This window comes from Rossellomorea sp. ABR4_004, from assembly GCF_056159585.1.
The window spans coordinates 868038-893202 of record NZ_JBSWVM010000001.1 but is presented as its reverse complement, the minus strand read 5'-3'; the positions used below and the strand labels follow the sequence as shown (position 1 = coordinate 893202).

29 protein-coding genes and 1 other annotated feature are annotated in these 25165 nt (G+C 41.1%); of the genes, 25 read left to right on the top strand and 4 right to left on the bottom strand.

Going from position 1 to position 25165, the window contains the following annotated elements; translation table 11 throughout:
- Positions 1-89 precede the first annotated feature (89 nt).
- The 13 genes from ACXAF2_RS04925 (at position 90) to ACXAF2_RS04865 (ending at position 13624) form a co-directional block, all read left to right on the top strand.
- Complete coding sequence (locus ACXAF2_RS04925) at positions 90-1166, top strand: AI-2E family transporter (protein ID WP_475137609.1); 1077 nt, start codon at positions 90-92, stop codon at positions 1164-1166.
- A 76-nt stretch (positions 1167-1242) separates the two neighbouring features.
- Positions 1243-1471, top strand: a binding site (T-box leader).
- Between the two features lie 61 nt (positions 1472-1532).
- Complete coding sequence (alaS, locus tag ACXAF2_RS04920; RefSeq protein WP_475137608.1) at positions 1533-4166, top strand: alanine--tRNA ligase; 2634 nt, start codon at positions 1533-1535, stop codon at positions 4164-4166.
- 83 nt (positions 4167-4249) lie between these two features.
- Positions 4250-4516, top strand: a complete 267-nt coding sequence (locus tag ACXAF2_RS04915; protein ID WP_034757362.1) for an IreB family regulatory phosphoprotein — start codon at positions 4250-4252, stop codon at positions 4514-4516.
- Between the two features lie 3 nt (positions 4517-4519).
- Positions 4520-4936: a Holliday junction resolvase RuvX gene (gene ruvX, locus ACXAF2_RS04910; RefSeq protein WP_475137607.1), complete on the top strand. Its 417-nt coding sequence runs from the start codon at positions 4520-4522 to the stop codon at positions 4934-4936.
- Between the two features lie 14 nt (positions 4937-4950).
- Positions 4951-5241, top strand: coding sequence for a DUF1292 domain-containing protein (locus ACXAF2_RS04905; RefSeq protein ID WP_044339564.1), 291 nt, complete (start codon positions 4951-4953; stop codon positions 5239-5241).
- Positions 5242-5406: 165 nt separating this feature from the next.
- Entirely contained in the window at positions 5407-6546 is a 1140-nt protein-coding gene (gene mltG / locus ACXAF2_RS04900) for an endolytic transglycosylase MltG (protein WP_475139111.1), read from the top strand.
- Between the two features lie 200 nt (positions 6547-6746).
- On the top strand, positions 6747-7394 hold the full coding sequence (locus ACXAF2_RS04895; RefSeq protein ID WP_475137606.1) for an O-methyltransferase: 648 nt from the start codon (positions 6747-6749) through the stop codon (positions 7392-7394).
- Complete coding sequence (locus ACXAF2_RS04890; RefSeq protein WP_475137605.1) at positions 7391-8320, top strand: peptidase U32 family protein; 930 nt, start codon at positions 7391-7393, stop codon at positions 8318-8320. The genes ACXAF2_RS04895 and ACXAF2_RS04890 overlap by 4 nt, the downstream gene beginning before the upstream one ends.
- 36 nt (positions 8321-8356) lie before the next feature.
- The gene (locus tag ACXAF2_RS04885; RefSeq protein ID WP_475137604.1) at positions 8357-9634 is read left to right on the top strand and encodes a peptidase U32 family protein; all 1278 of its coding nucleotides are present in this window, start codon (positions 8357-8359) and stop codon (positions 9632-9634) included.
- 5 nt (positions 9635-9639) lie between these two features.
- Positions 9640-10275 (top strand): uridine kinase, encoded by a 636-nt coding sequence (gene udk, locus ACXAF2_RS04880; RefSeq protein ID WP_206850170.1) that lies wholly within the window; start codon positions 9640-9642, stop codon positions 10273-10275.
- 179 nt (positions 10276-10454) lie between these two features.
- Complete coding sequence (greA, locus tag ACXAF2_RS04875) at positions 10455-10931, top strand: transcription elongation factor GreA (RefSeq protein ID WP_475137603.1); 477 nt, start codon at positions 10455-10457, stop codon at positions 10929-10931.
- Between the two features lie 99 nt (positions 10932-11030).
- Complete coding sequence (locus ACXAF2_RS04870) at positions 11031-12794, top strand: peptidoglycan D,D-transpeptidase FtsI family protein (RefSeq protein ID WP_475137602.1); 1764 nt, start codon at positions 11031-11033, stop codon at positions 12792-12794.
- Between the two features lie 131 nt (positions 12795-12925).
- Positions 12926-13624, top strand: a complete 699-nt coding sequence (locus tag ACXAF2_RS04865; RefSeq protein ID WP_475137601.1) for a YrrS family protein — start codon at positions 12926-12928, stop codon at positions 13622-13624.
- A gap of 48 nt (positions 13625-13672) precedes the next feature.
- On the opposite strand, the gene ACXAF2_RS04860 is transcribed toward ACXAF2_RS04865, so the two are convergent.
- Positions 13673-13879, bottom strand: a complete 207-nt coding sequence (locus ACXAF2_RS04860; RefSeq protein WP_113971303.1) for a DUF2536 family protein — start codon at positions 13877-13879, stop codon at positions 13673-13675.
- Positions 13880-14074: 195 nt separating this feature from the next.
- On the opposite strand from ACXAF2_RS04860, the gene ACXAF2_RS04855 reads away from it, so the two are divergent.
- The 6 genes from ACXAF2_RS04855 to ACXAF2_RS04830 all read left to right on the top strand — a co-directional run bounded on the left by ACXAF2_RS04855 (position 14075) and on the right by ACXAF2_RS04830 (position 18512).
- Positions 14075-14713: a class I SAM-dependent methyltransferase gene (locus ACXAF2_RS04855; protein WP_475137600.1), complete on the top strand. Its 639-nt coding sequence runs from the start codon at positions 14075-14077 to the stop codon at positions 14711-14713.
- Positions 14714-14728: 15 nt separating this feature from the next.
- Positions 14729-15421, top strand: a complete 693-nt coding sequence (mtnN, locus tag ACXAF2_RS04850) for a 5'-methylthioadenosine/S-adenosylhomocysteine nucleosidase (RefSeq protein WP_475137599.1) — start codon at positions 14729-14731, stop codon at positions 15419-15421.
- A gap of 147 nt (positions 15422-15568) precedes the next feature.
- A complete protein-coding gene (locus tag ACXAF2_RS04845; RefSeq protein WP_475137598.1) occupies positions 15569-16492 on the top strand; it encodes a PLP-dependent cysteine synthase family protein in 924 nt (307 codons plus the stop codon).
- A gap of 2 nt (positions 16493-16494) precedes the next feature.
- Positions 16495-17631, top strand: coding sequence for a bifunctional cystathionine gamma-lyase/homocysteine desulfhydrase (locus ACXAF2_RS04840; protein ID WP_475137597.1), 1137 nt, complete (start codon positions 16495-16497; stop codon positions 17629-17631).
- 102 nt (positions 17632-17733) lie between these two features.
- Positions 17734-17973, top strand: a complete 240-nt coding sequence (locus tag ACXAF2_RS04835) for a YrhC family protein (protein ID WP_475137596.1) — start codon at positions 17734-17736, stop codon at positions 17971-17973.
- A gap of 398 nt (positions 17974-18371) precedes the next feature.
- Positions 18372-18512, top strand: a complete 141-nt coding sequence (locus ACXAF2_RS04830; RefSeq protein WP_475137595.1) for a YrzI family small protein — start codon at positions 18372-18374, stop codon at positions 18510-18512.
- A gap of 496 nt (positions 18513-19008) precedes the next feature.
- Here the strand turns inward: ACXAF2_RS04830 and sigK are convergent, their stop codons facing one another.
- On the bottom strand, positions 19009-19725 hold the full coding sequence (gene sigK / locus ACXAF2_RS04825) for an RNA polymerase sporulation sigma factor SigK (RefSeq protein ID WP_044339577.1): 717 nt from the start codon (positions 19723-19725) through the stop codon (positions 19009-19011).
- 198 nt (positions 19726-19923) lie between these two features.
- Here sigK and ACXAF2_RS04820 point away from each other — a divergent pair, with 198 nt between their 5' ends.
- The gene (locus ACXAF2_RS04820) at positions 19924-20061 is read left to right on the top strand and encodes a hypothetical protein (protein WP_172655779.1); all 138 of its coding nucleotides are present in this window, start codon (positions 19924-19926) and stop codon (positions 20059-20061) included.
- Positions 20062-20131: 70 nt separating this feature from the next.
- Here ACXAF2_RS04820 and pssA read toward each other — a convergent pair whose 3' ends face one another.
- Positions 20132-20671 carry a CDP-diacylglycerol--serine O-phosphatidyltransferase gene (gene pssA / locus ACXAF2_RS04815; protein WP_475137594.1) on the bottom strand — a complete coding sequence of 180 codons (540 nt, stop codon included), beginning with the start codon at positions 20669-20671 and terminating at the stop codon, positions 20132-20134.
- 227 nt (positions 20672-20898) lie between these two features.
- Between pssA and ACXAF2_RS04810 the strand changes: the two genes are divergently transcribed.
- On the top strand, positions 20899-21681 hold the full coding sequence (locus ACXAF2_RS04810; RefSeq protein ID WP_475137593.1) for a phosphatidylserine decarboxylase: 783 nt from the start codon (positions 20899-20901) through the stop codon (positions 21679-21681).
- A 124-nt stretch (positions 21682-21805) separates the two neighbouring features.
- Here ACXAF2_RS04810 and sda read toward each other — a convergent pair whose 3' ends face one another.
- Positions 21806-21946: a sporulation histidine kinase inhibitor Sda gene (sda, locus tag ACXAF2_RS04805; protein WP_113970654.1), complete on the bottom strand. Its 141-nt coding sequence runs from the start codon at positions 21944-21946 to the stop codon at positions 21806-21808.
- A gap of 459 nt (positions 21947-22405) precedes the next feature.
- Between sda and ACXAF2_RS04800 the strand changes: the two genes are divergently transcribed.
- From ACXAF2_RS04800 to yhbY, 4 genes are read left to right on the top strand one after another with little or no spacing between them, the layout of a single operon-like run.
- Positions 22406-22927, top strand: a complete 522-nt coding sequence (locus ACXAF2_RS04800; protein ID WP_475137592.1) for a YqeG family HAD IIIA-type phosphatase — start codon at positions 22406-22408, stop codon at positions 22925-22927.
- Positions 22924-24024 carry a ribosome biogenesis GTPase YqeH gene (gene yqeH / locus ACXAF2_RS04795; RefSeq protein ID WP_475137591.1) on the top strand — a complete coding sequence of 367 codons (1101 nt, stop codon included), beginning with the start codon at positions 22924-22926 and terminating at the stop codon, positions 24022-24024. The genes ACXAF2_RS04800 and yqeH overlap by 4 nt, the downstream gene beginning before the upstream one ends.
- 10 nt (positions 24025-24034) lie before the next feature.
- Positions 24035-24880 (top strand): shikimate dehydrogenase, encoded by an 846-nt coding sequence (gene aroE / locus ACXAF2_RS04790; RefSeq protein WP_475137590.1) that lies wholly within the window; start codon positions 24035-24037, stop codon positions 24878-24880.
- The gene (gene yhbY / locus ACXAF2_RS04785) at positions 24867-25160 is read left to right on the top strand and encodes a ribosome assembly RNA-binding protein YhbY (protein ID WP_148969748.1); all 294 of its coding nucleotides are present in this window, start codon (positions 24867-24869) and stop codon (positions 25158-25160) included. Before aroE ends, yhbY begins: the two co-directional genes overlap by 14 nt.
- The last annotated feature ends 5 nt before the right edge of the window (positions 25161-25165 follow it).

The following is a 25165-nucleotide window of genomic DNA, read 5'->3' as shown; positions in this document are numbered from 1 at the left end:
CTCTCGGGTCAGTCTTTTTTTATGTTAACCTAAATGAATAAAACACCCTTCCATCATCCAACAATATAGAAGAGAAGGGAGTGTTGATGATGGAAAAGAGACCCTATGCCAAATGGTTGTACCGACTTTCAATAGCTCTTATTCTTTCTTTATTCCTATATATTCTGTACTTATTAAAGCCTGTATGGCATCCGGTTCTGGAGGTTTTGTTCTTTTCGCTCCTACCCTTCTTGATAGGGGGGTTCATTGCCTATTTACTTCATCCAATAGTAGAGAAAATCCATGAGGCGGGTATTCATAGAGGAATAGCCATCATGCTCATCTACATCCTTTTCTTCGGAGGATTAGGATACGCGGTATATAAAGGAACACCAATCATCATACATCAGCTGAAGGATTTATCTGAGAATGCGCCACTTTTTACAAAACAATATCAGAGATGGCTGGACTATGTGCAAAGCGAGACTTCCACTTGGCCTGACGGAATACAATCTCAATTAGAGGAAAGAATTGACGGGATCGAAGCCTGGTTGACTGGACTTGTCGCAGTCGTTCTGGCCACTGTGATGAAGTTTATGAACAGCTTGCTGCTTGTTGCGATCATTCCCTTTGTATCCTTTTATTTATTAAAGGATATGACGAAAGTGAAAAAATTTCTGTGGCAGCTTACCCCCAAAAAATGGAGGAATAGCGCGATTTCATTTTCAAAGGATGTGGATGAATCGTTGGGAGGCTATATCCGGGGACAGCTTTTAGTTTGTTTGATCATTGGAGGACTTTCCGCATTAACACTCTGGTTGGTTGGTATGAAGTATCCCTTGATCCTCGGTTTGATCATTGGAGTAACCAATGTCATACCCTATTTCGGACCGATTATCGGAGCGGTTCCAGCTGCCATTGTGGCAAGTACGATCTCCGTCAATATGATGATATATGTCGTCATCATGGTCGTAGTTCTCCAATTCCTGGAGGGCAATATCTTATCGCCCCTCATTGTCGGAAAAAGCCTTCATATGCATCCACTTTTTATTATGGCTGCCCTTATCATTGGTGGTGAAGTAGGTGGTGTGATCGGCATGATTGTTGCAGTCCCTTTTTTAGCTGTGGTAAAAGTAGCGATTTTACACGGACGAACCCATTTCATTCATGCAGCAGGGAAAGATTAACTGAAAAAATAAGAATCAACATTGACAAATACAGTGAATATTTCTATAATCCAACATATACAAGTATTCGTATAAAATAAAAGCAATGAAGGATCGAGTACGTTATAGCCCATCTACCAGAGAGGAATCCCCCAGGCTGTAAGGGATTTTAGATGAAGGATAACCGAATGCTAATCCTGAGTGCAGGTAAAGCCTGCCGTCTATCCGCGTTAAGGTGTTTTGAGGGATGAATATAAGAAAAGCGGAAGTGCTTTCCTTTATTCATAACCAGGGTGGTACCGCGAGAAACAGCTCTCGTCCCTGTTTTAGGGATGAGGGCTTTTTTGTATTCTTTTTTAACCATACATATAAAGGAGGAAGCTTGACATGAACAAATTAACAGGCGCAGAAATTCGTCAGAAGTTTTTAGATTTCTTTCAGGAAAAAGGACACGGGGTGGAACCAAGTGCATCATTGGTTCCGCATGAGGATCCGTCCCTTTTATGGATCAATAGTGGGGTAGCGACATTAAAGAAATATTTTGACGGACGTGTCATCCCTCAAAATCCAAGAATCGTGAATGCCCAAAAGTCAATTCGTACAAATGATATTGAAAATGTAGGGAAAACAGCACGCCATCACACGTTTTTCGAAATGCTTGGAAACTTCTCGATCGGAGAATATTTTAAAGTAGAAGCAATTGAATGGGCTTGGGAATTTTTGACCGACGCGAAATGGGTCGGATTTGACCCCGAGAAGCTTTCCGTTACCATTCACCCCGAAGATCATGAAGCATTTGACATCTGGAACAAAAAAGTAGGCGTACCAGCTGAACGAATCATCCGCATTGAAGGGAACTTCTGGGATATCGGGGAAGGTCCAAGTGGCCCGAATACAGAAATTTTCTACGATCGCGGGCCGGAATATGGGGACAATCCTGAAGACCCTGAATTATATCCGGGTGGAGAAAATGATCGTTACCTTGAGGTATGGAATCTTGTGTTTTCACAATTCAATCATAACCCTGACGGAACGTACACTCCGCTTCCTAAGAAAAATATCGATACCGGAATGGGACTTGAACGTATGGCATGTGTTGTACAAGAAGTACCTACAAACTTTGATACCGATTTATTCATTCCGATCATAAAGGCGACAGAAGAGATTTCCGGTAAGTCTTACGGAAAAGACAGTGACATCGACGTAGCGTTCAAAGTCATCGCTGATCATATCAGAACGGTTTCCTTCGCCATCGGTGACGGAGCTCTTCCTTCCAATGAGGGCCGCGGCTATGTATTAAGAAGACTGCTTCGCCGTGCAGTTCGATTTGCGAAACAAATTGAAATCAATCGTCCATTCATGTATGAATTGGTCCCGGTTGTTTCTGAAATCATGGTTGATTTCTATCCTGAAGTGAAGCAAAAGGCGGAATTCATCCAAAAAGTAGTGAAAAATGAAGAAGATCGCTTCCACGAAACATTGAACGAGGGGCTAGCTATTCTTTCTTCCATCATCAAGGTACAAAAATCTGAAGGTAACAAGATCGTTCCTGGTGAGGATGTCTTCCGTTTGTATGATACGTACGGATTCCCGGTTGAATTAACGGAAGAATATGCAGAAGAAGAAGGATTAACAGTTGATCATGATGGTTTTGAGAAAGAAATGGAAGCTCAGCGTGAAAGAGCGAGGTCGGCTCGCCAGGATGTAGGAAGCATGCAAGTGCAGGGTGGAGTCCTTAGTGATATCACGGTAGAAAGTCGCTTTGTAGGGTATGATACTTTAGAAACGACTGCTACTATACTTGAACTGTTGGTTGACAATGAGCGCCAGCCGAAAGTAGATAAAGGACAGGAATGCCAATTCATCCTTGACCAGACACCTTTCTACGCAGAGAGCGGCGGACAAATCGGCGATAAAGGATACATTGAAGCTATGGGTGTGAAAGTTTTGGTGACAAACGTCAAGAAAGCGCCTAATGGCCAAAACCTTCACTCTGCCATCGTTGAAGAAGGTACATTAGAGCAACATGCACAGGTGCTTGCTAAAGTATCCCGTGAATCCAGAACAAGAGTCGAGAAAAATCACACAGCTACACACATCCTTCATCAGGCATTGAAAGATGTTCTTGGAGATCATGTAAACCAGGCAGGTTCATTAGTGGAACCAGATCGCCTGCGATTCGACTTCTCTCATTTCGGTTCTGTTTCCCAGGAAGAGATTGAGAAAATCGAAACCATTGTCAATGAAAAGGTTTGGAAGGCTATTTCAGTGAACACAGCCCTGAAATCATTATCAGAGGCAAAAGGGATGGGGGCTATGGCTTTATTCGGTGAAAAATACGGCGAAGAAGTTCGCGTCGTATCGATTGGAGAATATAGCTTAGAACTTTGTGGTGGCTGTCATGTATCGAACACGTCTGAAATCGGATTATTTAAGATTCTCTCTGAAAGTGGAATCGGAGCAGGCACGAGAAGGATTGAAGCTGTTACAGCAGAGAATGCTTATAAAGTGTTAAATGATCAGGTTTCTCAACTGAAGGATGTAGCAGGCAAACTTAAAGCGAATCCTAAAGAAGTCGTCAACCGCGTGGACTCTTTATTAGTAGAAATGAAAGAGCTTCAGAGAGAAAATGAATCATTATCCGCAAAGTTGTCTAACATAGAAGCAGGTAGCTTAACGGATCAAGTCAAAGTCATTGACGGGGTGAATGTTCTTTCCGCGAAAGTGGCTGCTGGAGATAGCAATGGATTACGTACAATGATGGATGATCTTAAACTGAAATTGGGCTCCGGGGTTATTGTGCTGGCAACAACTGGAGACGACAAAGTTACGATCATTGCAGGAGTTACGAAGGATTTAGTCGAAAAAGGATATCATGCTGGAAAACTTGTTAAAGAAGTGGCTTCACGCTGTGGTGGAGGAGGCGGTGGCCGTCCGGACATGGCTCAAGCCGGGGGGAAACACCCGGAAAAAGTAGAAGAAGCCCTGCAAATTGTAGAAGAATGGGTCAAATCCATTTAACTCCGTGTTAAAGTGGTGTACAATGTAGGTAACGATTAACAATTCGGTTGTCAAAAAGACAAGCCTAAAGAGAGGTGCTAAAAATGAGTTCTTTTGACAAAACGATGCGATTTGATTTTTCAGAGGAGCCGTTCGAACATGACGTGAAGGAAGTACTCCTGCAGGTTCATGATGCTCTTCAAGAAAAAGGGTACAACCCGATCAATCAAATCGTAGGGTACTTATTATCTGGAGATCCTGCTTACATTCCTAGACATCAAGATGCCAGAAATATCATCCGACGTTTAGAACGTGATGAGATCATCGAAGAATTAGTCAAATCGTATTTGAAACAGCACAAAGAGGGATAATACATGCGTGTAATGGGTTTAGACGTCGGATCTAAGACAGTGGGAGTCGCAATTAGCGATGAGCTTGGTTGGACCGCTCAAGGAATTGAAACGATTAAGATTGACGAAGATCAAGGGATGTTCCGGATCGACAGATTAAAGGAACTTGCCGAAGAGTACCAGGTGGATACAGTTGTAGTCGGATTGCCTAAAAACATGAATAACTCAATTGGTCCCCGGGGAGAAGCGTCTAAAGCTTATGGAGAATTGATTCAGCAAGAGTTATCCCTTCCCGTTAAGTACTGGGATGAACGACTGAGTACAATGGCTGCGGAACGAGTCCTTTTAGAAGCCGATGTAAGTAGGAAGAAACGTAAGAAAGTAATTGATAAAATGGCGGCAATGATGATCCTCCAAGGATATCTTGACAGCCAAAAATAATGAGGTGAATGTTCATGGAACACGGAGAAAAACAAATTACAGTAGTTGACGAACAAGGAAATGAACAATTATGCGAGGTTCTTTTCACGTTTGAATCAGATAAATTCAATAAATCATATGTCCTTTATTATCCACTGGGAGCAGATGAAAACGACGAAGAAGAAATTGAAATTCACGCTTCTGCTTTCCTTCCGGGAGACGAAGGTCAAGAAGGCGAATTAAAGCCGATTGAAACTGAGGAAGAGTGGGACATGATCGAAGAAATGTTAAACACTTTCCTAGACGAAGAAGAAGACGCAGAATAAGCATTAAGCTATAGTTTCATAAGAAACAGGGACCGCAAAAAGGGACAAAAAATTCACCTTTTTGCAGGTCCCTGTTTCACTTTGTGCAAAATATTGTATAATAGTGGAGATGATGTCGAATTACCTTTAACGGATATCCCGCTTTTTTGCTCGAAAGGGGGAAATATAGCTTTGGAAAAGAACAAAAATATAAAAGAGACACTTATGAAAAAACTGCTGGAAAGACAAGAGGAGGCAAAGGTCATTAGAAAAATAGTAGGACTTGTCATTCTTTGTCTTGTCATCATTATTGGAGGAACGGCCATTGGTGGGTACCTTTACGTGAATTCAGCATTAAAACCCGTCGATCCGGACAATACGAAACCAGTAAAAGTCGAAATACCTATAGGCTCCGGAGTGACATCCATCGGGAACATTCTGGAGGAAGAAGGAATCGTTAAGAATTCAACAATCTTTAAATACTATGTGAAATTTAACAATGAATCAGGTTTTCAAGCAGGTTCTTACGACTTGACACCTTCCATGACATTAAATGAAATTGTTAATAGCTTAAAAACTGGTAAGGTAATGAGAAAAGCAGAATTTAAGATTACCATACCTGAGGGACTGCAATTAGATCAAATCGCTGAGCTTATTGCGGAAAAGTCCCCATACAAAAAAGAAGAAATTGTTGATAAATTAAATGATAAGAAATGGCTCGAGCAATTAAAACAGGAATATCCGGCATTGATAACTGATGAAATATTGAAGAAAGAAATTAAACGTCCTTTGGAAGGATATCTATATCCTGCCACGTACCCTTTCTATGAGAAAAATCCTTCATTAGAAGCGATATTAACGAAGATGATTGCTCAAACGAACGAAGTCCTCGCTCAATATGAGGGAGCAATGGCAGATAGGGAATACACAGCCCATGAACTTCTTACGTTATCTTCGCTCATTGAAGAAGAAGCAACAGAAAAAGCAGACAGAGGGAAAATCTCAAGTGTCTTCTATAATCGTATTGAGGAAGGCATGCCTCTCCAAACCGATCCCACAGTGCTTTATGCATTAGGTAAGCATAAAAAAAGAACCGTCTACAAAGATCTTGAAGTGGATTCACCTTATAACACTTATAAAGTGAAGGGGTTACCACCAGGTCCGATCGCGAATGCAGGTGTGTCTTCGATTGAAGCGGCTTTAGAACCGGAGGATACAGAGTATTACTATTTCCTGGCTTCTGCCAATGGATCCGTCTATTATTCTGAAACATTAGAAGAGCACAACGAGAAAAAGGCGAAGTACATTACAAACAAAGAAGAATAGAGCGGTGAGAAGAGGAAAGAAATATTCGCTTTCCTCTTCTCTATGTGATAAAATAGTACAAGTTATTTTTATATACGGGCGATATCTTTATGAAGATGTGTGTGAAGTAGAAAGCTCATTGTAGCTTTCTTCTTTTCATGTTGTCTGAGAATGGATCCGTTCCCCGAGACCACTTATGAACATGATCGTGAGGCTTATTTATGAACGAACAGGTTATTCACTATATAGAATCAATCGTGAAAGAACGTTCCCCTTTACTTGCTGAGATGGAACAGTACGCAGAAGCTCATAACGTTCCGATTATGGAGCTGGTAGGGATTGAAGCATTGCTGGGGATGTTACGTATACAACAACCGAAACGCATCTTGGAAATTGGGACTGCCATTGGGTATTCCGCTCTCAGAATGGCGGAGGCTCTTCCTCACACGACAATTGTTACCCTTGAACGTGACGAAGAAAGATTCGATGCAGCTCACAGTTTTCTCTCTCGTTCAGAGAATGGAAAGAGGGTCGTAACTTTATTCGGTGATGCCTTGGAGCTCGGCGATGAAGTGGAAAAGCACGGGCCTTTTGATGCCATATTTATAGATGCCGCCAAGGGTCAATACCTTAAATTCTTTGAACTCTATTCTGAAATGCTTTCAGAAGAAGGGGTCGTCTATTCGGATAATGTCCTGTTTAAGGGACTTGTCGCCCAAGAAGAGGTAGAACAGAAAAGAATTCGAAACATGGTCAAAAAATTAAAGAATTATAATGAATGGCTCATGAATCATGGGCAATTTGATACGAGTATTTTACCCGTTGGAGACGGCATTGCCATCAGTAAAAAAAGAGGTGATCGCTCATGAAAAAACCAGAATTACTCGTGACTCCTGTCTCTGTTTCTGATATTGAACCGTTAGCATTGGCGGGAGCGGACGCGTTTATGATTGGCGAACAAAGGTATGGTTTAAGACTTGCAGGAGAGTTTTCAAGAGAAGCTGTAGCAAAAGCAATCAAAGTTGCACACAAACACGGTAAAAAAGTGTATGTAGCCATGAACGCGCTCTTCCATAATGATAAAATTTCAGAACTTGACGACTATATTGCATTTCTTCAAGGAGCCGGCGCGGATGCGATTGTGTTCGGGGATCCTGCTGTGTTGATGGCTGCACGTGAAGTGGCACCTGAAATGTCTCTTCATTGGAACACGGAAACGACTGCCACCAATTGGTATACATGTAATTATTGGGGCAGAAAAGGGGCGAAACGCGCTGTTCTGGCCAGGGAATTAAGCCTGGATACCATCGTGGAGATGAAAGAGAATGCAGAAGTTGAAATCGAGGTCCAGGTCCACGGAATGACCTGCATGTTCCAGTCAAAACGCTCTTTACTTGGTAACTATTTTGAGTATAGAGGCAAGGCGATGGAGATTGAAAACCGTAAAGAACAACGTAATATGTTCCTTCACGATGAAGAACGTCATAATAAATACCCAATCTATGAAGATGAGAATGGAACTCATATTATGAGTCCGAATGATATGTGTATTGTCGATGAACTGGGTGAGATGATCGAGGCCGGTATTGATTCCTTCAAAATCGATGGTGTCCAGAAATCCTCAGACTATATACTTGGAGTGACGAAACTATATCGAAAAGCCATTGATCTATGCATAGAAGACGAAGATCAATATGACGAGCAGAAAGACGGGTTTTTAGAAGAAGCGAAGGAACTTCAACCTGAAAATCGTCCATTGGATACGGGATTTTTCTTTAAAGAAACGGTGTATTAGAACGAAATGAAGATTGATCAGAACGGAGGAGTGACGATGACCACGGTTGTAAAAAAACCAATATCCAAGATAGTAGATGGAAGACGTGTCATTGTGAAGAAACCTGAGTTACTGGCTCCTGCCGGTAATCTGGAGAAATTGAAAATAGCTGTCCATTACGGTGCAGATGCAGTTTATATTGGTGGACAGGAATACGGTCTGCGCTCAAACGCCGAGAATTTCACCTTCGAACAAATGAAAGAAGGCGTGGATTTTGCGAGAAGTTATGGCGCAAAGATTTATGTAACAACCAACATCTATGCCCATAATGAGAATATGGACGGCCTTGAAGACTACTTACGTGGACTTCAGGAGGCGGGAGTCGCTGGGATTATTGTCGCTGATCCACTCATCATAGAAACATGCAGAAGAGTCGCACCAAATGTGGAAGTCCATTTAAGTACACAGCAGTCCCTTTCAAACTGGAAAGCAGTCCAGTTCTGGAAGGAAGAAGGACTTAATCGAGTGGTATTGGCGCGTGAAGCAAGCGGCGACGAAATCCGTGAAATGAAAGAAAAGGTAGATATTGAAATCGAGACCTTTATCCATGGGGCCATGTGTATTGCCTACTCAGGCAGATGTACTTTAAGTAACCATATGACGGCCCGTGACTCAAATCGTGGCGGTTGCTGTCAATCATGCCGTTGGGATTACGATTTATATGAAATCGACGGAGAAAATGAAAATCCTCTATACGGCAATGGTGATGCACCATTTGCCATGAGCCCGAAAGATTTAAAGCTGGTTGAATCAATACCGAGAATGATTGAATTGGGCATTGACAGCTTGAAAATCGAGGGACGTATGAAGTCCATTCACTACGTAGCCACTGTCGTAAGCGTATACCGTAAAGTGATTGACGAATACTGTAAAGATCCCGATAACTTTACGATTCAGCAAGAATGGCTGAAAGAGCTTGATAAATGTGCAAATCGTGAAACAGCTCCAGCGTTTTTTGAGGGAGTTCCAGGCTTCAAGGAGCAAATGTTTGGTGTTCATAATAAGAAAAACACAAATTATGAATTTGTCGGACTCGTGTTAGATTACGACGAAGAAACGAAAATCGTCACCCTGCAACAAAGAAACCATTTTAAAATAGGACAAGAAGTAGAATTTTTCGGTCCTGAGATCTCAAACTTTACGCAAGTTGTGGAGATGATGTGGGATGAAAAAGGAAATGAGCTTGATGTTGCACGTCACCCATTACAAATTGTGAAATTCAAGGTTCATCAGAGAGTATATCCTGATAACATGATGCGAAAGGAGAACACCTAATACTTATGAAGCATAAACCCGTTGTGATTGGTGTAGCAGGAGGATCCGGCTCAGGTAAAACTAGTGTTACCAAAGCCATATATGAACAATTTCAAGGTCATTCGATTTTAATGCTGCAACAGGATTATTATTATAAAGATCAATCGAATCTACCTTTTGAGGAACGTCTAAAAACGAATTATGATCATCCATTGGCATTTGATAATGATCTATTAATTCAACATTTGCACGGTCTACTAGATCATCAGCCCGTAAATAAACCGGTCTATGATTATAAAATGCACACCCGTTCTGAGGATACGATTCTCGTTGAACCGAAAGATGTTATTATTTTAGAAGGAATTTTAGTATTAGAAGATGAAAGATTGCGTAACTTAATGGATATTAAGCTATATGTAGATACAGATGCGGATCTTCGTATCATCAGAAGAATGCTGCGCGATATTAAAGAGCGCGGTCGTTCCATCGATTCCGTCATCGATCAATACATCACAGTCGTTCGTCCTATGCATAATCAATTCATTGAACCAACAAAGCGATATGCCGATGTGATCATTCCAGAAGGCGGGCATAATCACGTGGCAATTGATTTAATGGTAACAAAAATTCAAACAATTCTTGAACAAAAGTCATTTTTGTAATACGATAGCATAGATAAAGACATATAGGTAGATTTTACATTTTCCCACATTGTAAAGAAGCAGGGAATGGAGAGAGAATGAATTCTCTCTCCATTCCCTACCTTTACATAACTAGCAAATGAACATTTACATAAAGAGTATGGGGAAACTCTTAGATAGCAGAAGGAGTGAAGAGGGTCATGAGTACAGATAAAGTATTTCCGATGACAACAGAAGGTAAAGAGAAGTTAGAAAAAGAACTGGAGAATTTGAAAACGGTTAAACGGAAAGAAGTGGTTGAGCGTATTAAAATCGCCCGCAGCTTTGGAGATTTATCCGAGAACTCAGAGTACGACGCAGCGAAAGATGAACAAGCATTTGTTGAAGGTCGTATATCTACTTTAGAAAACATGATTCGCAATGCGAAAATCATTCAAGAAGATGATATGAATTCAGATACAGTACAATTAGGTAAAAAAGTAACGTTCGTTGAACTGCCGGACGGAGACAAAGAAACATACACAATCGTTGGTAGTGCAGAAGCGGATCCGTTTGAAGGTAAAATTTCAAATGATTCACCAATCGCGAAAAGCCTTCTTGGTCATAAAGTAGGCGCGGAAGTAAGCGTTCAAACTCCAGGTGGAGAAATGAATGTGAAGATTGTGGAAGTAAGCTGATCATGTAGGAGGGGCTCATTAGCGAGTCCCTTCTTTTTTTATGCTGTGAATAAGATTATTTCACATGAATCTCGTCAACAATGGGGACGAGGTGACAAAATGAAACGAAAACGAATCAGGTTACTCAGTATCTTTTTATTACTTGCTCTTTTTGCGCTAGCAGCTAGACTGATGCAATTGCAATTATTCCAAACAGAATCTTATTCGAAACATCAAATCAATCTTCTCGAAGAAAGTGTCTCTCAACGAACGCAGCAATTGGTGATTGATGAAGGCAGGGGAGAATTTCTCGATCGGAACGGGGAGCCACTTACGTATACGGAGAAAAATGTTCTTGTTCTTTTTCCTTTCCTGAAGAAAATGGACTGGCCTGCAGAAAAAGTGGCGGATATTCTCCATGTACCACCTCAAACAATCCTATCAAAGCTTGAGGAAGCGAAAGGACCGATCATCTTTGGCGGAAAAGAACCGTTACAGCTGACGGAAAGCCAAATGGGTGACATTAATGCCCTTGAAATTCAGGGAGTGTTCGCACTCACTAAAAAGTTCAAAAGCACCGAAGTCCCTGCGTCTCAGTTGATCGGCGTAACAGGAGAAAATACAGAGGTGTTTCATGAGCGTTATCCTGATAAAGTAAAAGGAGCGAATCAGAAAATTGGTGTGTCAGGTCTTCAAGAAAGCTTTGACGAGTGGCTGGTCGCAGAGGAAGAAGCAAAGCTGATCTATCATGTGGATGCCATCGGTGGTCCCCTATTCGGTGTAGACGTGAAATATCTGGCCCCAGCCAATCCCTTCTACCCCCTTAATGTGAAAACGACAATCGATGCCAGCATGCAGCAAGCATTGGAGGAAGTAGCCGATACGTATAACATTCAAAAGGGAGGCTTACTGCTCCTTGATATCGAAAAAAGTGAAATCGTTGCCAGTGTATCAAGACCTTCCATGAGCAGTAAGGACCCGTTTAGTGGCGGGGCAACGAATTACATGCTGAAAGCGTTGATCCCAGGCTCCGTGTTTAAGACCGTTGTCGCCGCTGCAGCCATGGACGAAGGCATTGTGGATGAAAGCAGGCTGTTTGCATGTGATGAAGGTATCAGAGGGGCTCCAGCCGAAAAGCCACACGGTAATATCAATATTAAGACGAGTCTTGCCGTCAGCTGTAACCGTACGTTTGCCGATTTGGCCAATCAGCTGACGGAGAAGGATGCTCATATTCTGGATGAATATGCTGAAAAGATTGGGCTGCTCGGGGATATAACATGGAAAGGGAACGTCTTTCATTATGAAAGTTTTCCTCAGCTTCAAGTAAGCGATGGAAGAATCTTTTCCTCAGAGAAAGATAGAGAGGATAAAAATCTAGTTTCATTAACAGGTATCGGACAAAAAGAAGTTCGAGTAACCCCCCTTGGTATGGCCAATATGATGGCCACTATCGCCAGGGGAGGGGAAAAATATCAAGTTAGTGCCGTATCCGCAGTCGAGTACCAAAACGGAACAAGGATGTTTTCCTTCCCCAAACAGGAGGCTAAGGGTGAGACAATCACTCCATATACAGCCATGAAGCTTCAGCAGTATTTAAGGGGAGTGGTGAACTCCCCTGAAGGAACAGCTCCATACCTGCAGACAGCTGCCTACACGATTGCCGGGAAAACGGGAACGGCTCAAACAGGGAATTATCGGGGAGAAGAAACGAAGGAAAATGAATTATACAATAAATGGTTCGCCGGATATTTTCCCTTTGAAAATCCTAAATACTCCCTCGTTGCCGTCAACATGGATGTGAAGATCGATGAGGGCGGGATCTACCCGATTTTCAAAGATAGCGTAGACGCCATTTATAATCTTGAAAATAATCAGCCATGATGTACATTGGTCCTGCGACCTTTTTCCCTTTCTTATGAAAGGAACCAAAACCAGCTGAGATGGATAATGTTTCGCTTTATTCTTTTCCTCTAATCATGTTAAAATGTTTAGGATAATAGGGAGGGAACGTAATGGCGAAATACCAATCTCGATTAGATAAACGATCCAAGAAGAATTCTAATAAAATTTTGAACATAATGATCGCAGTCGTACTTTTATTAATTGTCGTTGTCGGAGCAACAATAGTGATGGGAGACGGCGATGAGAAGGCATCATCTAACGTTGCTGATACAGAAACGAAAGGCTCAAGCAATAAGGATGCTGAAAAAGACGACAAATCTGTTTCTTTAGATGAGGATAAAAAATCTGAGGAAAAAGATAATGAAGATAAAAAAGAAGAACAAAAGAAGAGCGATGAAGAGAAACAAAAAGACAAAGCTTCTGATGAAGAGGACACTGTTGCATTAGAGGGTGAAGACCAAAGCGAATTAAAAGTGGAAGAAAGTGACGAACCCAATGTGAAGAAAACAATGGTGCATCCTGACTGGAAGCCGGTTGGAACTGAGCAAACAGGTGAACACGTGTCTGTTTATGATGAAGGCACAGTAGACTGGCAGGAAAAAATCAAGGCTACTTCTTATGCGACAGGCATTCCGGAAGACAACATGACCGTTTGGTGGATGGAAGGGAATGGCGGACCTCAGAAATCCATGGCTACGGTAACGGCTAAAGATACAAAAACCCCGTACAGAGTGTATCTCCAATGGGTGGACGGCAAAGGATGGCAGCCAACCAAAGTACAGGAATTAGTGGAAAATGATAAAGATTAATTTGTGATGAATAAGGCTCTCCTTTTAATAGGGAGAGCCTTTTTTGAATCATTTCTTCACTTTAAAATGAACCGCCGCGCTATACAATCTTCTCCCATTTTCATCAATGGAAACGGCATGATTTACATGATGAACGCTCAGCATGATCGCTTTATTATGCTGGATTTGTTCATCCACCTTCTTTTCCAATGTTCGTAAACTATCTGCTTCAAAAAACTCTACTTTATCTTCTATTAAGTCAAATGAAATATTCATATGTTTATCCTCCTCTTTTACTGTGATCCCCTTACAGACAGGTTATCTCCCCTTATTTTAGAGCCGGAAAACGGATTTTACAATTATTAATTGTTGAATTCATTCAAAGAATATGATAATTTAATAACAGTTTTTATTTTAATTCATAGTATGTTTATAGGAATTATAAACTTAATGTAGCTGAGGTGCTTAACCATGGGTAGAGAATTTTTGGATTTGTTCCAGGATTGGGCAGATTCTTATGACGATACAGTAACGGGGAAAGACGTTGAATATCAAGCGGTTTTCGAGGACTATGAATCCATTCTTGACGAAGTAGTTTCGCGGTCAAAGGGAAGAGTCGTTGAATTTGGTCCCGGGACAGGGAATCTGACCAGAAGATTACTGGACGGAGGACTTGAAGTGGTACCATTTGAACCTTCCCCTGAAATGAGGGCCATTGGAATGCAGAAGCTTGGAAAAGAGGTAACGTTCATGGATGGAGATTTTCTCGACTTTTCTTTAGAAGGAAAGGCAGATTCCATCGTGAGCTCCTATGCATTCCATCACTTAACAGATGAAGAAAAGGGAAAAGCTTTTCGCATATATGGAAAGCTCCTAGCACATGGTGGTAAAATAGTATTTGCAGATACGATGTTTGAAACGGATCAGCACTATCAAGCCGCCATATCCCAAGCAATCAAAAAAGAGTATTACAACCTTGCTGAAGATTTAAAACGGGAATATTACACGACCTTGGATGTTCTAAAGGAATTATTGGACCAAAATGGGTTTTCAGTCACTTTTAAGCAAGTAAATACCTTTGTGTGGATTATGGAGGCGACTAAACAGTAGAAAGAGGTTTTAGTAATGAAAATCGCCATCATTGGAGCAATGGAAGAAGAAGTAGCCTTACTGAGAGAAAATATTTCAAACCCGACAGTGGAAACAATCGCAGGGTGTGAATATACAAGTGGAACGATGAAAGACAAAGAAGTGATCTTACTTCGCTCGGGAATCGGAAAGGTGAATGCAGCGATGTCAACAGCCGTCCTTCTGCAACACTTTAAACCGGATTGTATCATCAATACAGGGTCAGCCGGAGGATTCGATCCTTCGCTAGATGTTGGTGATGTTGTCATCTCAACAGAAGTAAGACATCACGATGTGGATGTGACGGCTTTTGGATATGAATACGGTCAGGTACCGCAGCTTCCTGCCGCATTTACAGCAGACAAGAAATTAATGCAGACAGCCATTGATAGCGTGAAGGAACTAGGAGATGCACAAGTGGTGTCAGGGTTGATCGCCACGGGAGATTCATTTATGAATGATCCTAAGCGTGTAGAAGCGATCCGTGACAAATTCACCGGTTTACAGGCAGTTGAAATGGAAGCAGCCGCGATTGCGCAAGTGGCTCATCAATTCAACGTACCATTTGTCATCATTCGCTCACTTTCTGATATTGCAGGTAAGGAATCAGATGTTTCCTTCGAACAATATTTAGAAAAGGCAGCCCTCCACTCTGCCAAAATGGTTATGAGCATTGTAAAGTCTGTTTAATACGAGGAAAATAAAGCTGACCCGGGTACCAATTTTCTCATCAAAACATACGGAACGGATGTGTTCAGGCGAGCCCTCCAATCGTATGTATTTGAGGGTAGGAGAGGTGCATGGAGTCAGCTTTTGTGATGAAGGGGGACTGAATACATGGACGTGTATAATAGCGTACATGACCTGATTGGGAATACACCGATTGTCGAGCTTACAAACTTCCCATTAAAGAAGGGAGTTCGCCTCTTTGCTAAGCTGGAATTTTTCAATCCTGGAGGTAGTGTGAAGGATCGTCTGGGCAGGGAATTATTAGAAGATGCCATCCGTAACGGTAAAATAGAACCGGGAGGCACTATAATCGAACCGACTGCAGGGAACACGGGAATCGGTCTGGCTCTTGCAGCTGTGAATTCCGGATACAATGTCATGTTCTGCGTACCAGAAAAATTCAGCTTAGAAAAGCAGGAGCTTATGAAAGCATTAGGCGCCAAAATCATTCATACCCCAACCGAGGAAGGAATGAAGGGGGCCATTGCAAAAGCAAATGAACTGGTAAAGGAAATCCCGAACTCTTATTCTCCGCAGCAATTTGGGAATGCGGCCAATCCGGAAACATATTACAAAACATTGGGACCTGAACTATGGAATCAGATGGATGGCAACATTCAGACATTTGTTGCAGGAGCAGGGACAGGGGGTACCTTCATGGGGACTGCTCAGTACCTGAAGGAAAGAAATAGCGACATCAAAACAGTCATTGTTGAACCTGAAGGCTCCATCTTGAACGGTGGACCATCAGGACCTCATAAAACAGAGGGGATCGGCATGGAATTCTTACCTCACTATATGGATCCAAGCTATTTCAATAGCATCCATACCGTGACGGACGACAATGCTTTCAAACGAGTAAAAGAGCTTGCGCTGATGGAAGGCTTGTTGGTCGGAAGTTCTTCTGGTGCAGCGCTGCATGCAGCATTACAGGAAGCGGAAGCAGCTGAGCCGGGAAGCCATATCGTCACGATTTTCCCGGACTCCAGTGAGCGCTATTTAAGTAAGAAAATATATGAAGGAGGACTCTAATCATGAAAAAGAAAACACAACTAATTCACGGCGGTATCCCTACAGATCCTCAAACAGGTGCTGTATCCACTCCAATCTATCAGGTGAGTACGTATAAGCAGGATGAAGTAGGAAAGCATAAAGGCTTTGAATATTCACGTTCAGGGAACCCGACAAGACATGCCCTTGAAGAGTTGATTAAAGATCTGGAAGGCGGAGAAAAAGGCTTTGCCTTTGGATCGGGAATGGCAGCTATTACGGCAGTTATGATGATGTTCAATAGCGGAGATCATATTGTCATGACAGACGACGTGTATGGCGGAACGTATCGTGTCATGACCAAGGTCTTAAACCGAATCGGCATTGAATCCACTTTCGTTGATTCAAGTGATATCGGCAATATTGAACGTGCCATTCAGCCGAATACAAAGGCTGTCTACATTGAAACACCAACGAATCCACTGCTGAAAATTACCGATATTGAGGCAGCGGCTTCCTTAGCCAAGAAGCACAATCTATTGACCATTGTAGATAATACATTCAGCACGCCTTATTGGCAAAACCCGATCAGCCTGGGAGCAGACATCGTTCTTCACAGTGCAACGAAATACATCGGCGGACACAGTGACGTGGTTGCAGGACTGGTCGTTGTGAATTCCGAAGAGCTTGCTGAAGAGTTATTCTTTGTACAGAATTCAACGGGTGGGGTTCTTGGACCACAGGATTCATGGTTACTGATTCGAGGCATAAAAACCTTAGGGCTGAGAATGGAAGAGCATGAAGAAAACACGAAGAAAATAGTCGAGTATCTTACATCACACCCGAAAGTATCGAAGGTTTACTATCCAGGATTAGAAACGCATCCGAACCATGACATTGCCAAGAAACAGGCATCCGGCTTTGGGGGAATGGTTTCATTTGATGTAGGAAGTGAAGAAAATGCCGATCGTCTGCTTACGAACACCAAATACTTCACATTGGCAGAAAGTCTTGGGGCTGTAGAAAGTTTAATCTCGGTACCTGCGCGCATGACTCACGCGTCCATTCCGGCAGATCGCCGAAATGAGTTAGGGATCACCGATGGTTTGGTACGTATCTCTGTCGGCCTTGAAGACGTAGAGGACCTGATTGAAGATATTGACAATGCCCTTTCCAAGTAATACGACTACTGGCAGAACTGGTATCAATTACATGGTAGCTGATATGCTTCAGTATGTTACCATAGAATGAGAGTTTACTAGTTCTAAAGTAGGTGAATGCACATGAAGAACGCAAAAAAAAGAACCATTCAACAAAAAATGAACGACTTCAAACGATTTGGTTTTACGTTACTTGCACTTAGTGTCTTTATGTATTTAGGGGTCATTATTCCAACAGAAACCGTCACACCAAGTAAAACGATCACCCTCATGACAGGCACCGTTGTTTTACTCGGATTGTCACTTTTATTTTTTACAAAAGCGATCAAATACAAAAAAGATATGCAATCTATAGATGAGTAAATATGTAAAGCGGGTTCTCTTTGAGGACCCGCTTTCTTTTTGTTCAAAACTGCCTTATAGACGAATTCGTTTATTATGTGGAAATTTGTAGAAAAAATAGTGAGGAAAGTGGTTTACTTTCCTGTGAAAATTGGATATACTAACCAATGTAAGAAAAAAATCACAAAAGGGAGGTCGAAGAACATGTTCGTGCTTAATGGAAAAAAAGACACAACTTCATATTGTTTTCATCATTCGACCACTTGTGGGATGCTTTACGCTTAATTTTAAATCCATTAAATGATAGCCACAGGGAGAATGAAAGTTCCTGTGGCTTTTTTGTGCCACAAGGATCGGTCTCTTTGTGGCTTTTTAGTATGCCTTGCAACTCACGAGGCACTTTGAAAGGGGTGATACGTATGACACTTAATCTTTTATTTATAACGGTAACGTTCAATAAGAAACAAGAAACATTTGAAGAAGCTACACACAATGAAACGGTTTTAAAATCTTATGAAGAAACGAAAACCAAGAACCAATACATGTCGCAATGGTTCTAAGGATATCTGAAAATGGAGAGGAGAATGAAAGATGATATATGTACAGGAGAAAATGCTTAATGCGCTATGGGTAGAGAAGGATACTGCCTAACGAAACAAAAGGTGGGTGGAACGATGTTTTTAAATATTGTTTTTTGGTCGGCTTTCTTCCATAAAAAGAAGAAGCAGGATAAGAAGTAGAATGAATAAGGAGGATGCCTTTTTTTGAGGGTGTCCTCCCTTGTTTTTATTGGGGATAAGAGGGAGTTAAGACAGACACAGTTCTGTCAATATTTAGTAATAAGTTGTTCACGAATGACAGGGGAAAATCAGGCTTTTCGTGATACATTAATAATAAGAAGAGCAGGTACTAATGACTGCAAAAGAGGGAGTGAGATTACGATGTTTTCAATGATAATGGGTCTTGTCGTAACATCTGTGATTGGTCTGATTATTGCCGCTGAAGTCAGTGTAGAATAGAGAATGAAAAAAAGCGATCCGAGTCTGGATCGCTTTTTCATGATTTATTCCTTTTTTCTTTTTCCTCACGATAAAATTCATGAAACATCTTCATGAGAGCCCTTTTCTCGATTCGTGATACATAGCTTCTTGAGATTCCTAATTCCTTGGCAATTTCCCGTTGGGTTTTTTCCTCTTTCAGGTCTAAACCGAATCGTCCGACGATCACTTCTTTCTCCCTCTCGTCGAGCACGCAAATGTATTTTCTTACCTTTTCAAGTTCCATGCTTAATTGAATCGTATCGATGACATCATCACTCTCAGACTTTAAGATATCAATTAAGCTGATTTCATTTCCTTCTTTATCTTGACCGATAGGATCGTGGAGAGAGACATCTTTTTTCGTTTTCTTGAGTGCACGAAGATGCATAAGGATCTCATTCTCGATACAACGTGCCGCATAGGTTGCAAGTTTCGTGCCTTTTCCTTCTGAATAACTTTCAATTGCCTTTATCAATCCGATGGTCCCGATGGAAATTAGATCTTCTGGATCTTCCCCTGTGTTTTCGAATTTCTTGACGATGTGAGCAACCAATCGCAGGTTATGTTCAATGAGCATATTACGGGCATGCTCATCTCCTTCTGCCATCAGCCTTAAATATTTTCGTTCATCTGCTGCAGATAGAGGTTGAGGGAATGCATTGTTCTTTACGTAAGAAACGAGGAAAATTAACTCTTTAAAGAAATACCCCAGTGCCGTTAGAACTCCAGACATATTCACACCTCCATGAGGACTTAAGCCTATACTCATTCATATGATAAGAAAGGGATGTCCTTGCATGTCCCTGGAAAGTAATCAAAGAAAACGTAAACTTTCTTTCCAAGGGATTCAGGTAATAATGTTGGAAACTGCCTATACGCTATTTCCCTATGTACATATACTAGTAGTAAAAGTAGGTGAGGAGGTATTGCAATGCCGTATGGATACCCTTGTTATGGACCAGTCTATCCAGGTTATTATGGTGGTGGCGGATTCTACTTCGCTCTAGTCGTTGTATTACTAATCTTACTTTTCCTATTTGGTGGATGGTGGTACTACAATAACTGTTAGCCTGACAAGCACAACATTTATAACCTGAGAGAGCCCTGTTCACCTTGTGAACAGGGCTCTCTCATACCTCTTACATCTTCTTCAACGTAAAAGGACTTACCATTAATACAGCTAGAGTGATTGTCATACATAAAATCAGCACACCTGATACAAACGGGATAGCCAGGTAGCACAGAGTCAGTAAGCATCCGGCTACGGTGATCGGCAATCCTGTAAAGTAGCCATCGTTTTCTTGAATATTGAAGCGGGCTAACCGAAAAGCTCCACATCCAATATAAAATATGGTGAAAAACATCCCAGGAAAGTCATACTGATTTAGAACGGCTATATACAGGAGCAGGGCAGGAGCTATGCCGAATGAAATAATATCACTCATGGAATCCAGCTGTTTTCCTAACTCTGACTCAATATGCATTTTCCTTGCAACCATCCCATCGAAGCGGTCTGTTAAGGCAGCGATGAAAATCAATAACAAGCTTAGGTTTAATTGATTATGAAGTATGGAAATAATAGCAAATCCACCTAATGATAAGTTGGACAAAGTAATGAGGTTGGCCGTTTGACTTTTAAGCTTTTTAAATGTTTGGTCGACGACTTCGGAGAGAAACAATCATCACTCACTCCCTTTGAATAAGTTTGTTCACTACTGAACATGTTTTCTGGCTAACCTTTTCGCTTACATACGTTTGCAGACACAGTTGGAATGGTAACAACAATATATGTTACATCCCACAGTGAAAAAAGATTCTTTTAAATATAGTATATAATAATATTTTATTATATACTTATTAAACTGTTAAAGTTAATCGTTTTTTTTAAAATTTGTGAGGGATATTAATGAAGCAATCTATATATCGTCTATTTATCGAACTAACAAATAAAAGATGGTCCTCTTATATGATCAGGAAATTTGTACAGTCTCCGTTGAGTCGTCCGTTTATTTCATCATTTATTAAAACGTACAAAATAAATGTGGATGAAATAGAAGGCCAAGTGGCTGATTATAAAACGCTGCATGATTTCTTTATCAGAAATCTGAAAGAAGATGCAAGGATAGTGAACTATAGTGAGGAACAAGCGGTCAGTCCAGTTGATGGATTATTGGCCGATACCGGCAGCATATCCGATGACCTTGTCATTGAAGTGAAAGGAAAGCCCTACTCCATTCTTGATATGCTTGGCAGTGAAGGGAAAGCTTCTGATTATAGTGGAGGGGAATTCGCAGTATTTTATTTGAGCCCTGCGAATTATCACCGGATTCACAGCCCAGTATCAGGTACGATTCTAAGCAGGTGGTCACTGGGACAGCACTCCTACCCGGTCAATGAACTTGGATTGATGTACGGAAAAGAAGCCCTTTCAAAAAACTTCCGCTCTATTACAGAGCTGAAGCATGTAAAAGGGAAAGTAGCTGTCGTAAAAGTAGGTGCCATGTTTGTCAACAGCATTGATTATGTTCATGAGGAAAAAGAATGGACACAAGGCGAAGAGGTCGCATACTTCAGTTTCGGCTCCACCGTCATTCTCCTTTTTGAAAAAAGTACGTTCCGATTCTCGCCGAATAAAGAAGTACCTAGAAATGTGACAGTTGGGGAAACGGTTGGAGATTTCATTAAATAACACTGCTTTCTAAAAATAAAGCGGAAATCGACCACTACTTGCTTAGTCACATCGTTACGAAAACATCCTTATATAAAAAAGAGGACGGATTTTAAACAAATCCGTCCCATTTCATGTTAGTATTCTACGATGAAGCTTTTATTTTATTAGTAAGAGATCGACGGTGAATTTCCATTTCGATGAGGCGAATGAATTCTGTATTGAGTTTCAACTCCAACGCTTTGAAATAAGAATCAATCAACAGTTCGTCCGATAATTTCCTCATTAATGCCACCTCCAATAACCATCATCTTTTTGTATTTCGATACATAATGTCAGTACGTTTTTAAGTAGTAATTAAACTTTACCAAAATTGTTTTTTCAGAACAAGCGTTCCGTTATCCACAGTTCACGGTGGATAAGTTGTGACTAACTTGTATATAACTGGTAAATAGGCGATGTTTATGTCTTGTATAATGTGAATAAGGTTATCCACAACCATGAAAGCATCTGGAAATTTGTCGAAAAATATTTATTCTCCTTGGGAATATTTATGGATTTCCAGGAATATATGTGATTTATTTTGAATCTGCAGGAAAAATTGGTTATCATTAATCTGTTATAGGTTAAAAGATACTATAGAGAGAATCGGCATCCGCAGAAACAATGGACGTTTGACTATACGACTAAGAAGAAAAGTAAACATTAAAGTATATAAATGATAATGAAATTTGAGGTGCTGCAAGTGATAAAGCAATTTTTACCCGATGAACAGGTTCAGGATATTTTCAGTATCAGACCGGAGTATTTAAAAGAAAAAGGAATTAAAGCGATCATAACAGATTTAGATAATACGTTAGTGGAATGGGATCGTCCCAATGCCACCCCTAAGTTAATCCATTGGTTTAAAGAAATGCAGGAGCAAGGAATCCTTGTGACCATTGTGTCCAATAATAACAAAAACCGGGTAGGGGCATTTGCAGAGCCTTTGGGCGTTCCATTTATATTCCAGGCCCGTAAGCCAATGGGACGTGCTTTTAAAAGGGCGATTCAGGAAATGGGTGTGAAGAAGGAAGAGTCGGTAGTTATTGGAGACCAGCTGTTGACAGATGTTTTAGGCGGAAATCGAAACGGCTTCCATACGATATTGGTTGTTCCCGTTGCACAATCAGATGGGTTCATCACAAAGTTCAATCGTCGTGTAGAACGAAGAATAATGAAGTTTTTCAAGCGTAAAGGCATGCTTGAGTGGGAGGATAAGAAGTGAGTCAAGTTGTATGTATAGGATGTGGCGTTGAAATCCAGACGGAGAATAAGGAAGGAATGGGGTATGCACCACCTTCAGCTCTTCAAAAAGAAGAGATTATTTGCCAACGTTGCTTTAGATTAAAGCATTATAATGAAGTCCAGGATGTCCCCTTAACGGATGATGACTTCTTGAAAATATTAAATGAACTTGGGAATTCAGAAGGGTTGATTGTCAAGATAGTCGATATATTTGATTTCAATGGGAGCTGGCTGCCTGGTTTGCATCGTTTCGTAGGATCTAACCCGATTCTGCTCATAGGTAACAAGGTGGATCTGCTTCCTAAGTCTGTGAAACCGTCCAAGCTGATTCATTGGATGAAACATGAAGCAAGTCAATTAGGGTTAAAGCCTATTGATGTTCAGTTAGTGAGTGCCGCAAAAGGTCAGGGAATTACTGATGCAATTGAAGCGATTGAACATTTTAGAAATGGAAAAGACGTGTATGTAGTAGGGTGTACAAACGTAGGAAAATCAACGTTTATAAACCGTATTATCAAGCATGTATCAGGTGAACAAGATGTCATTACGACGTCTCACTTCCCTGGCACGACTCTCGATATGATTCAAATTCCACTTGATGACGAAGAGTCATTAATAGATACGCCGGGAATTATTAATCATCATCAGATGGCCCATTTTGTTGATAAGCAGGATTTGAAAATCATTACTCCTAAGAAAGAGATCAAGCCGAGAACCTTCCAGTTGAATCCAGAACAAACCCTTTTCTTCGGTGGTTTGGCACGTTTTGACTTCATGGCTGGTGATCGTCAGGCATTTACCTGTTATTTCTCAAATGAGCTATCCATTCATCGCACAAAGATTGAGAAAGCCGATGAGCTCTATAAGAATCATGCAGGAGAACTGTTGCAGCCGCCAAGAAAAGATGATATGGACACATTCCCTCCACTTGTGAGGCATGAATTCAGAATTAAAGAAGCAAAAACGGATATCGTCTTCTCAGGTTTAGGATGGATTACAGTGAATGACAGAGGGGCTACCATTGCTGCCCATGTTCCTAAAGGCGTTAGTGTTTTCTTGAGAAAATCATTAATCTAGGAGGGATACTGTGGCTCTGTATGGTGTTATAGGAGATCCGATTGCCCATTCTATGTCTCCCGAGATGCATAAAGCTGCGTTCCAGGAATGTGGAATGGATTCTGCTTACATGAAATTTCACGTGAGAAAAGAGCACCTTTCCAAAGCCATTGATGGAATAAAGGCGTTGGGAATTCAAGGAGTGAATGTGACTGTTCCCCATAAGGAAGATGTCATGCCTCTTTTAGATGAAATTGATCCATTGGCAGAAGCAATCGGGGCAGTAAATACGATTGTCAATGAAAATGGCAAGCTGATCGGTTATAATACTGACGGTCTTGGCTTTGTGGAAGGCTTGAAAAATATAGCGGATGAACAACTTGAAGATAAATCGATGCTGATTATCGGTGCCGGTGGTGCTGCGAAAGCCATTTATTATTCCCTTGCTTCTCTTGGAGTGAAGAGAATAGATGTGACCAACCGGACGGCACTGAGAGCTGAAAAGATGATTGAAGCGTGCCCTTTCGATTTGAACTCAGGCTGCCTAACTCTAGAGGCTGCTGAAAACACATTGGACCAATATGATGTGATCATCCATACAACATCTATAGGAATGTTTCCTCATATAGAAGACAGTCCATTGACGATCAAAGAGTTAAAAGAGGGATGCATCGTTAGTGACATTATCTATAATCCTTTGGAAACAACATTATTGAAACAAGCGAATCAGAAAGGTGCCCGTACTCAAAATGGTCTTGATATGTTCGTGTACCAGGGAGCCCTTTCCTTTGAAAAGTGGACGGGAATCTTTCCACCATATTCGATTATGAAAAACACCGTTTTACAACAACTAGGAGGTCAACATGTTAACAGGTAAACAAAAAAGATATTTACGTTCAGAAGCTCATCATTTAAATCCGGTTTTTCAAGTAGGAAAAGGCGGAGTCAATGAAAATATGATCAAAACAATCGGAGAAGCGATTGAAGTAAGAGAATTGATGAAAATCAGTATTCTTCAAAACTGTGATATGGATAAGTCCGAGGTTGCTGACGAATTGTCCAAAGGTGTAGGGGCGGAAATCGTTCAAATCATTGGAAATACAATTGTCCTGTACAAGGAATCGAAAGAGAACAAGCAATTAATCCTCCCACGATAAGGATT

Excerpts from the sequence above, each read along its gene's own strand:
- ACXAF2_RS04925 (WP_475137609.1), top strand. The coding sequence starts at position 90 with ATGGAAAAGAGACCCTATGCCAAATGGTTGTACCGACTTTCAATAGCT.
- alaS (WP_475137608.1), top strand. The coding sequence starts at position 1,533 with ATGAACAAATTAACAGGCGCAGAAATTCGTCAGAAGTTTTTAGATTTC.
- ACXAF2_RS04915 (WP_034757362.1), top strand. The coding sequence starts at position 4,250 with ATGAGTTCTTTTGACAAAACGATGCGATTTGATTTTTCAGAGGAGCCG.
- ruvX (WP_475137607.1), top strand. The coding sequence starts at position 4,520 with ATGCGTGTAATGGGTTTAGACGTCGGATCTAAGACAGTGGGAGTCGCA.
- ACXAF2_RS04905 (WP_044339564.1), top strand. The coding sequence starts at position 4,951 with ATGGAACACGGAGAAAAACAAATTACAGTAGTTGACGAACAAGGAAAT.
- ACXAF2_RS04895 (WP_475137606.1), top strand. The coding sequence starts at position 6,747 with ATGAACGAACAGGTTATTCACTATATAGAATCAATCGTGAAAGAACGT.
- ACXAF2_RS04890 (WP_475137605.1), top strand. The coding sequence starts at position 7,391 with ATGAAAAAACCAGAATTACTCGTGACTCCTGTCTCTGTTTCTGATATT.
- ACXAF2_RS04885 (WP_475137604.1), top strand. The coding sequence starts at position 8,357 with ATGACCACGGTTGTAAAAAAACCAATATCCAAGATAGTAGATGGAAGA.
- udk (WP_206850170.1), top strand. The coding sequence starts at position 9,640 with ATGAAGCATAAACCCGTTGTGATTGGTGTAGCAGGAGGATCCGGCTCA.
- greA (WP_475137603.1), top strand. The coding sequence starts at position 10,455 with ATGAGTACAGATAAAGTATTTCCGATGACAACAGAAGGTAAAGAGAAG.
- ACXAF2_RS04870 (WP_475137602.1), top strand. The coding sequence starts at position 11,031 with ATGAAACGAAAACGAATCAGGTTACTCAGTATCTTTTTATTACTTGCT.
- ACXAF2_RS04865 (WP_475137601.1), top strand. The coding sequence starts at position 12,926 with ATGGCGAAATACCAATCTCGATTAGATAAACGATCCAAGAAGAATTCT.
- ACXAF2_RS04860 (WP_113971303.1), bottom strand. The coding sequence starts at position 13,879 with ATGAATATTTCATTTGACTTAATAGAAGATAAAGTAGAGTTTTTTGAA.
- ACXAF2_RS04855 (WP_475137600.1), top strand. The coding sequence starts at position 14,075 with ATGGGTAGAGAATTTTTGGATTTGTTCCAGGATTGGGCAGATTCTTAT.
- mtnN (WP_475137599.1), top strand. The coding sequence starts at position 14,729 with ATGAAAATCGCCATCATTGGAGCAATGGAAGAAGAAGTAGCCTTACTG.
- ACXAF2_RS04845 (WP_475137598.1), top strand. The coding sequence starts at position 15,569 with ATGGACGTGTATAATAGCGTACATGACCTGATTGGGAATACACCGATT.
- ACXAF2_RS04840 (WP_475137597.1), top strand. The coding sequence starts at position 16,495 with ATGAAAAAGAAAACACAACTAATTCACGGCGGTATCCCTACAGATCCT.
- ACXAF2_RS04835 (WP_475137596.1), top strand. The coding sequence starts at position 17,734 with ATGAAGAACGCAAAAAAAAGAACCATTCAACAAAAAATGAACGACTTC.
- ACXAF2_RS04830 (WP_475137595.1), top strand. The coding sequence starts at position 18,372 with ATGACACTTAATCTTTTATTTATAACGGTAACGTTCAATAAGAAACAA.
- sigK (WP_044339577.1), bottom strand. The coding sequence starts at position 19,725 with ATGTCTGGAGTTCTAACGGCACTGGGGTATTTCTTTAAAGAGTTAATT.
- ACXAF2_RS04820 (WP_172655779.1), top strand. The coding sequence starts at position 19,924 with ATGCCGTATGGATACCCTTGTTATGGACCAGTCTATCCAGGTTATTAT.
- ACXAF2_RS04810 (WP_475137593.1), top strand. The coding sequence starts at position 20,899 with ATGAAGCAATCTATATATCGTCTATTTATCGAACTAACAAATAAAAGA.
- sda (WP_113970654.1), bottom strand. The coding sequence starts at position 21,946 with ATGAGGAAATTATCGGACGAACTGTTGATTGATTCTTATTTCAAAGCG.
- yhbY (WP_148969748.1), top strand. The coding sequence starts at position 24,867 with ATGTTAACAGGTAAACAAAAAAGATATTTACGTTCAGAAGCTCATCAT.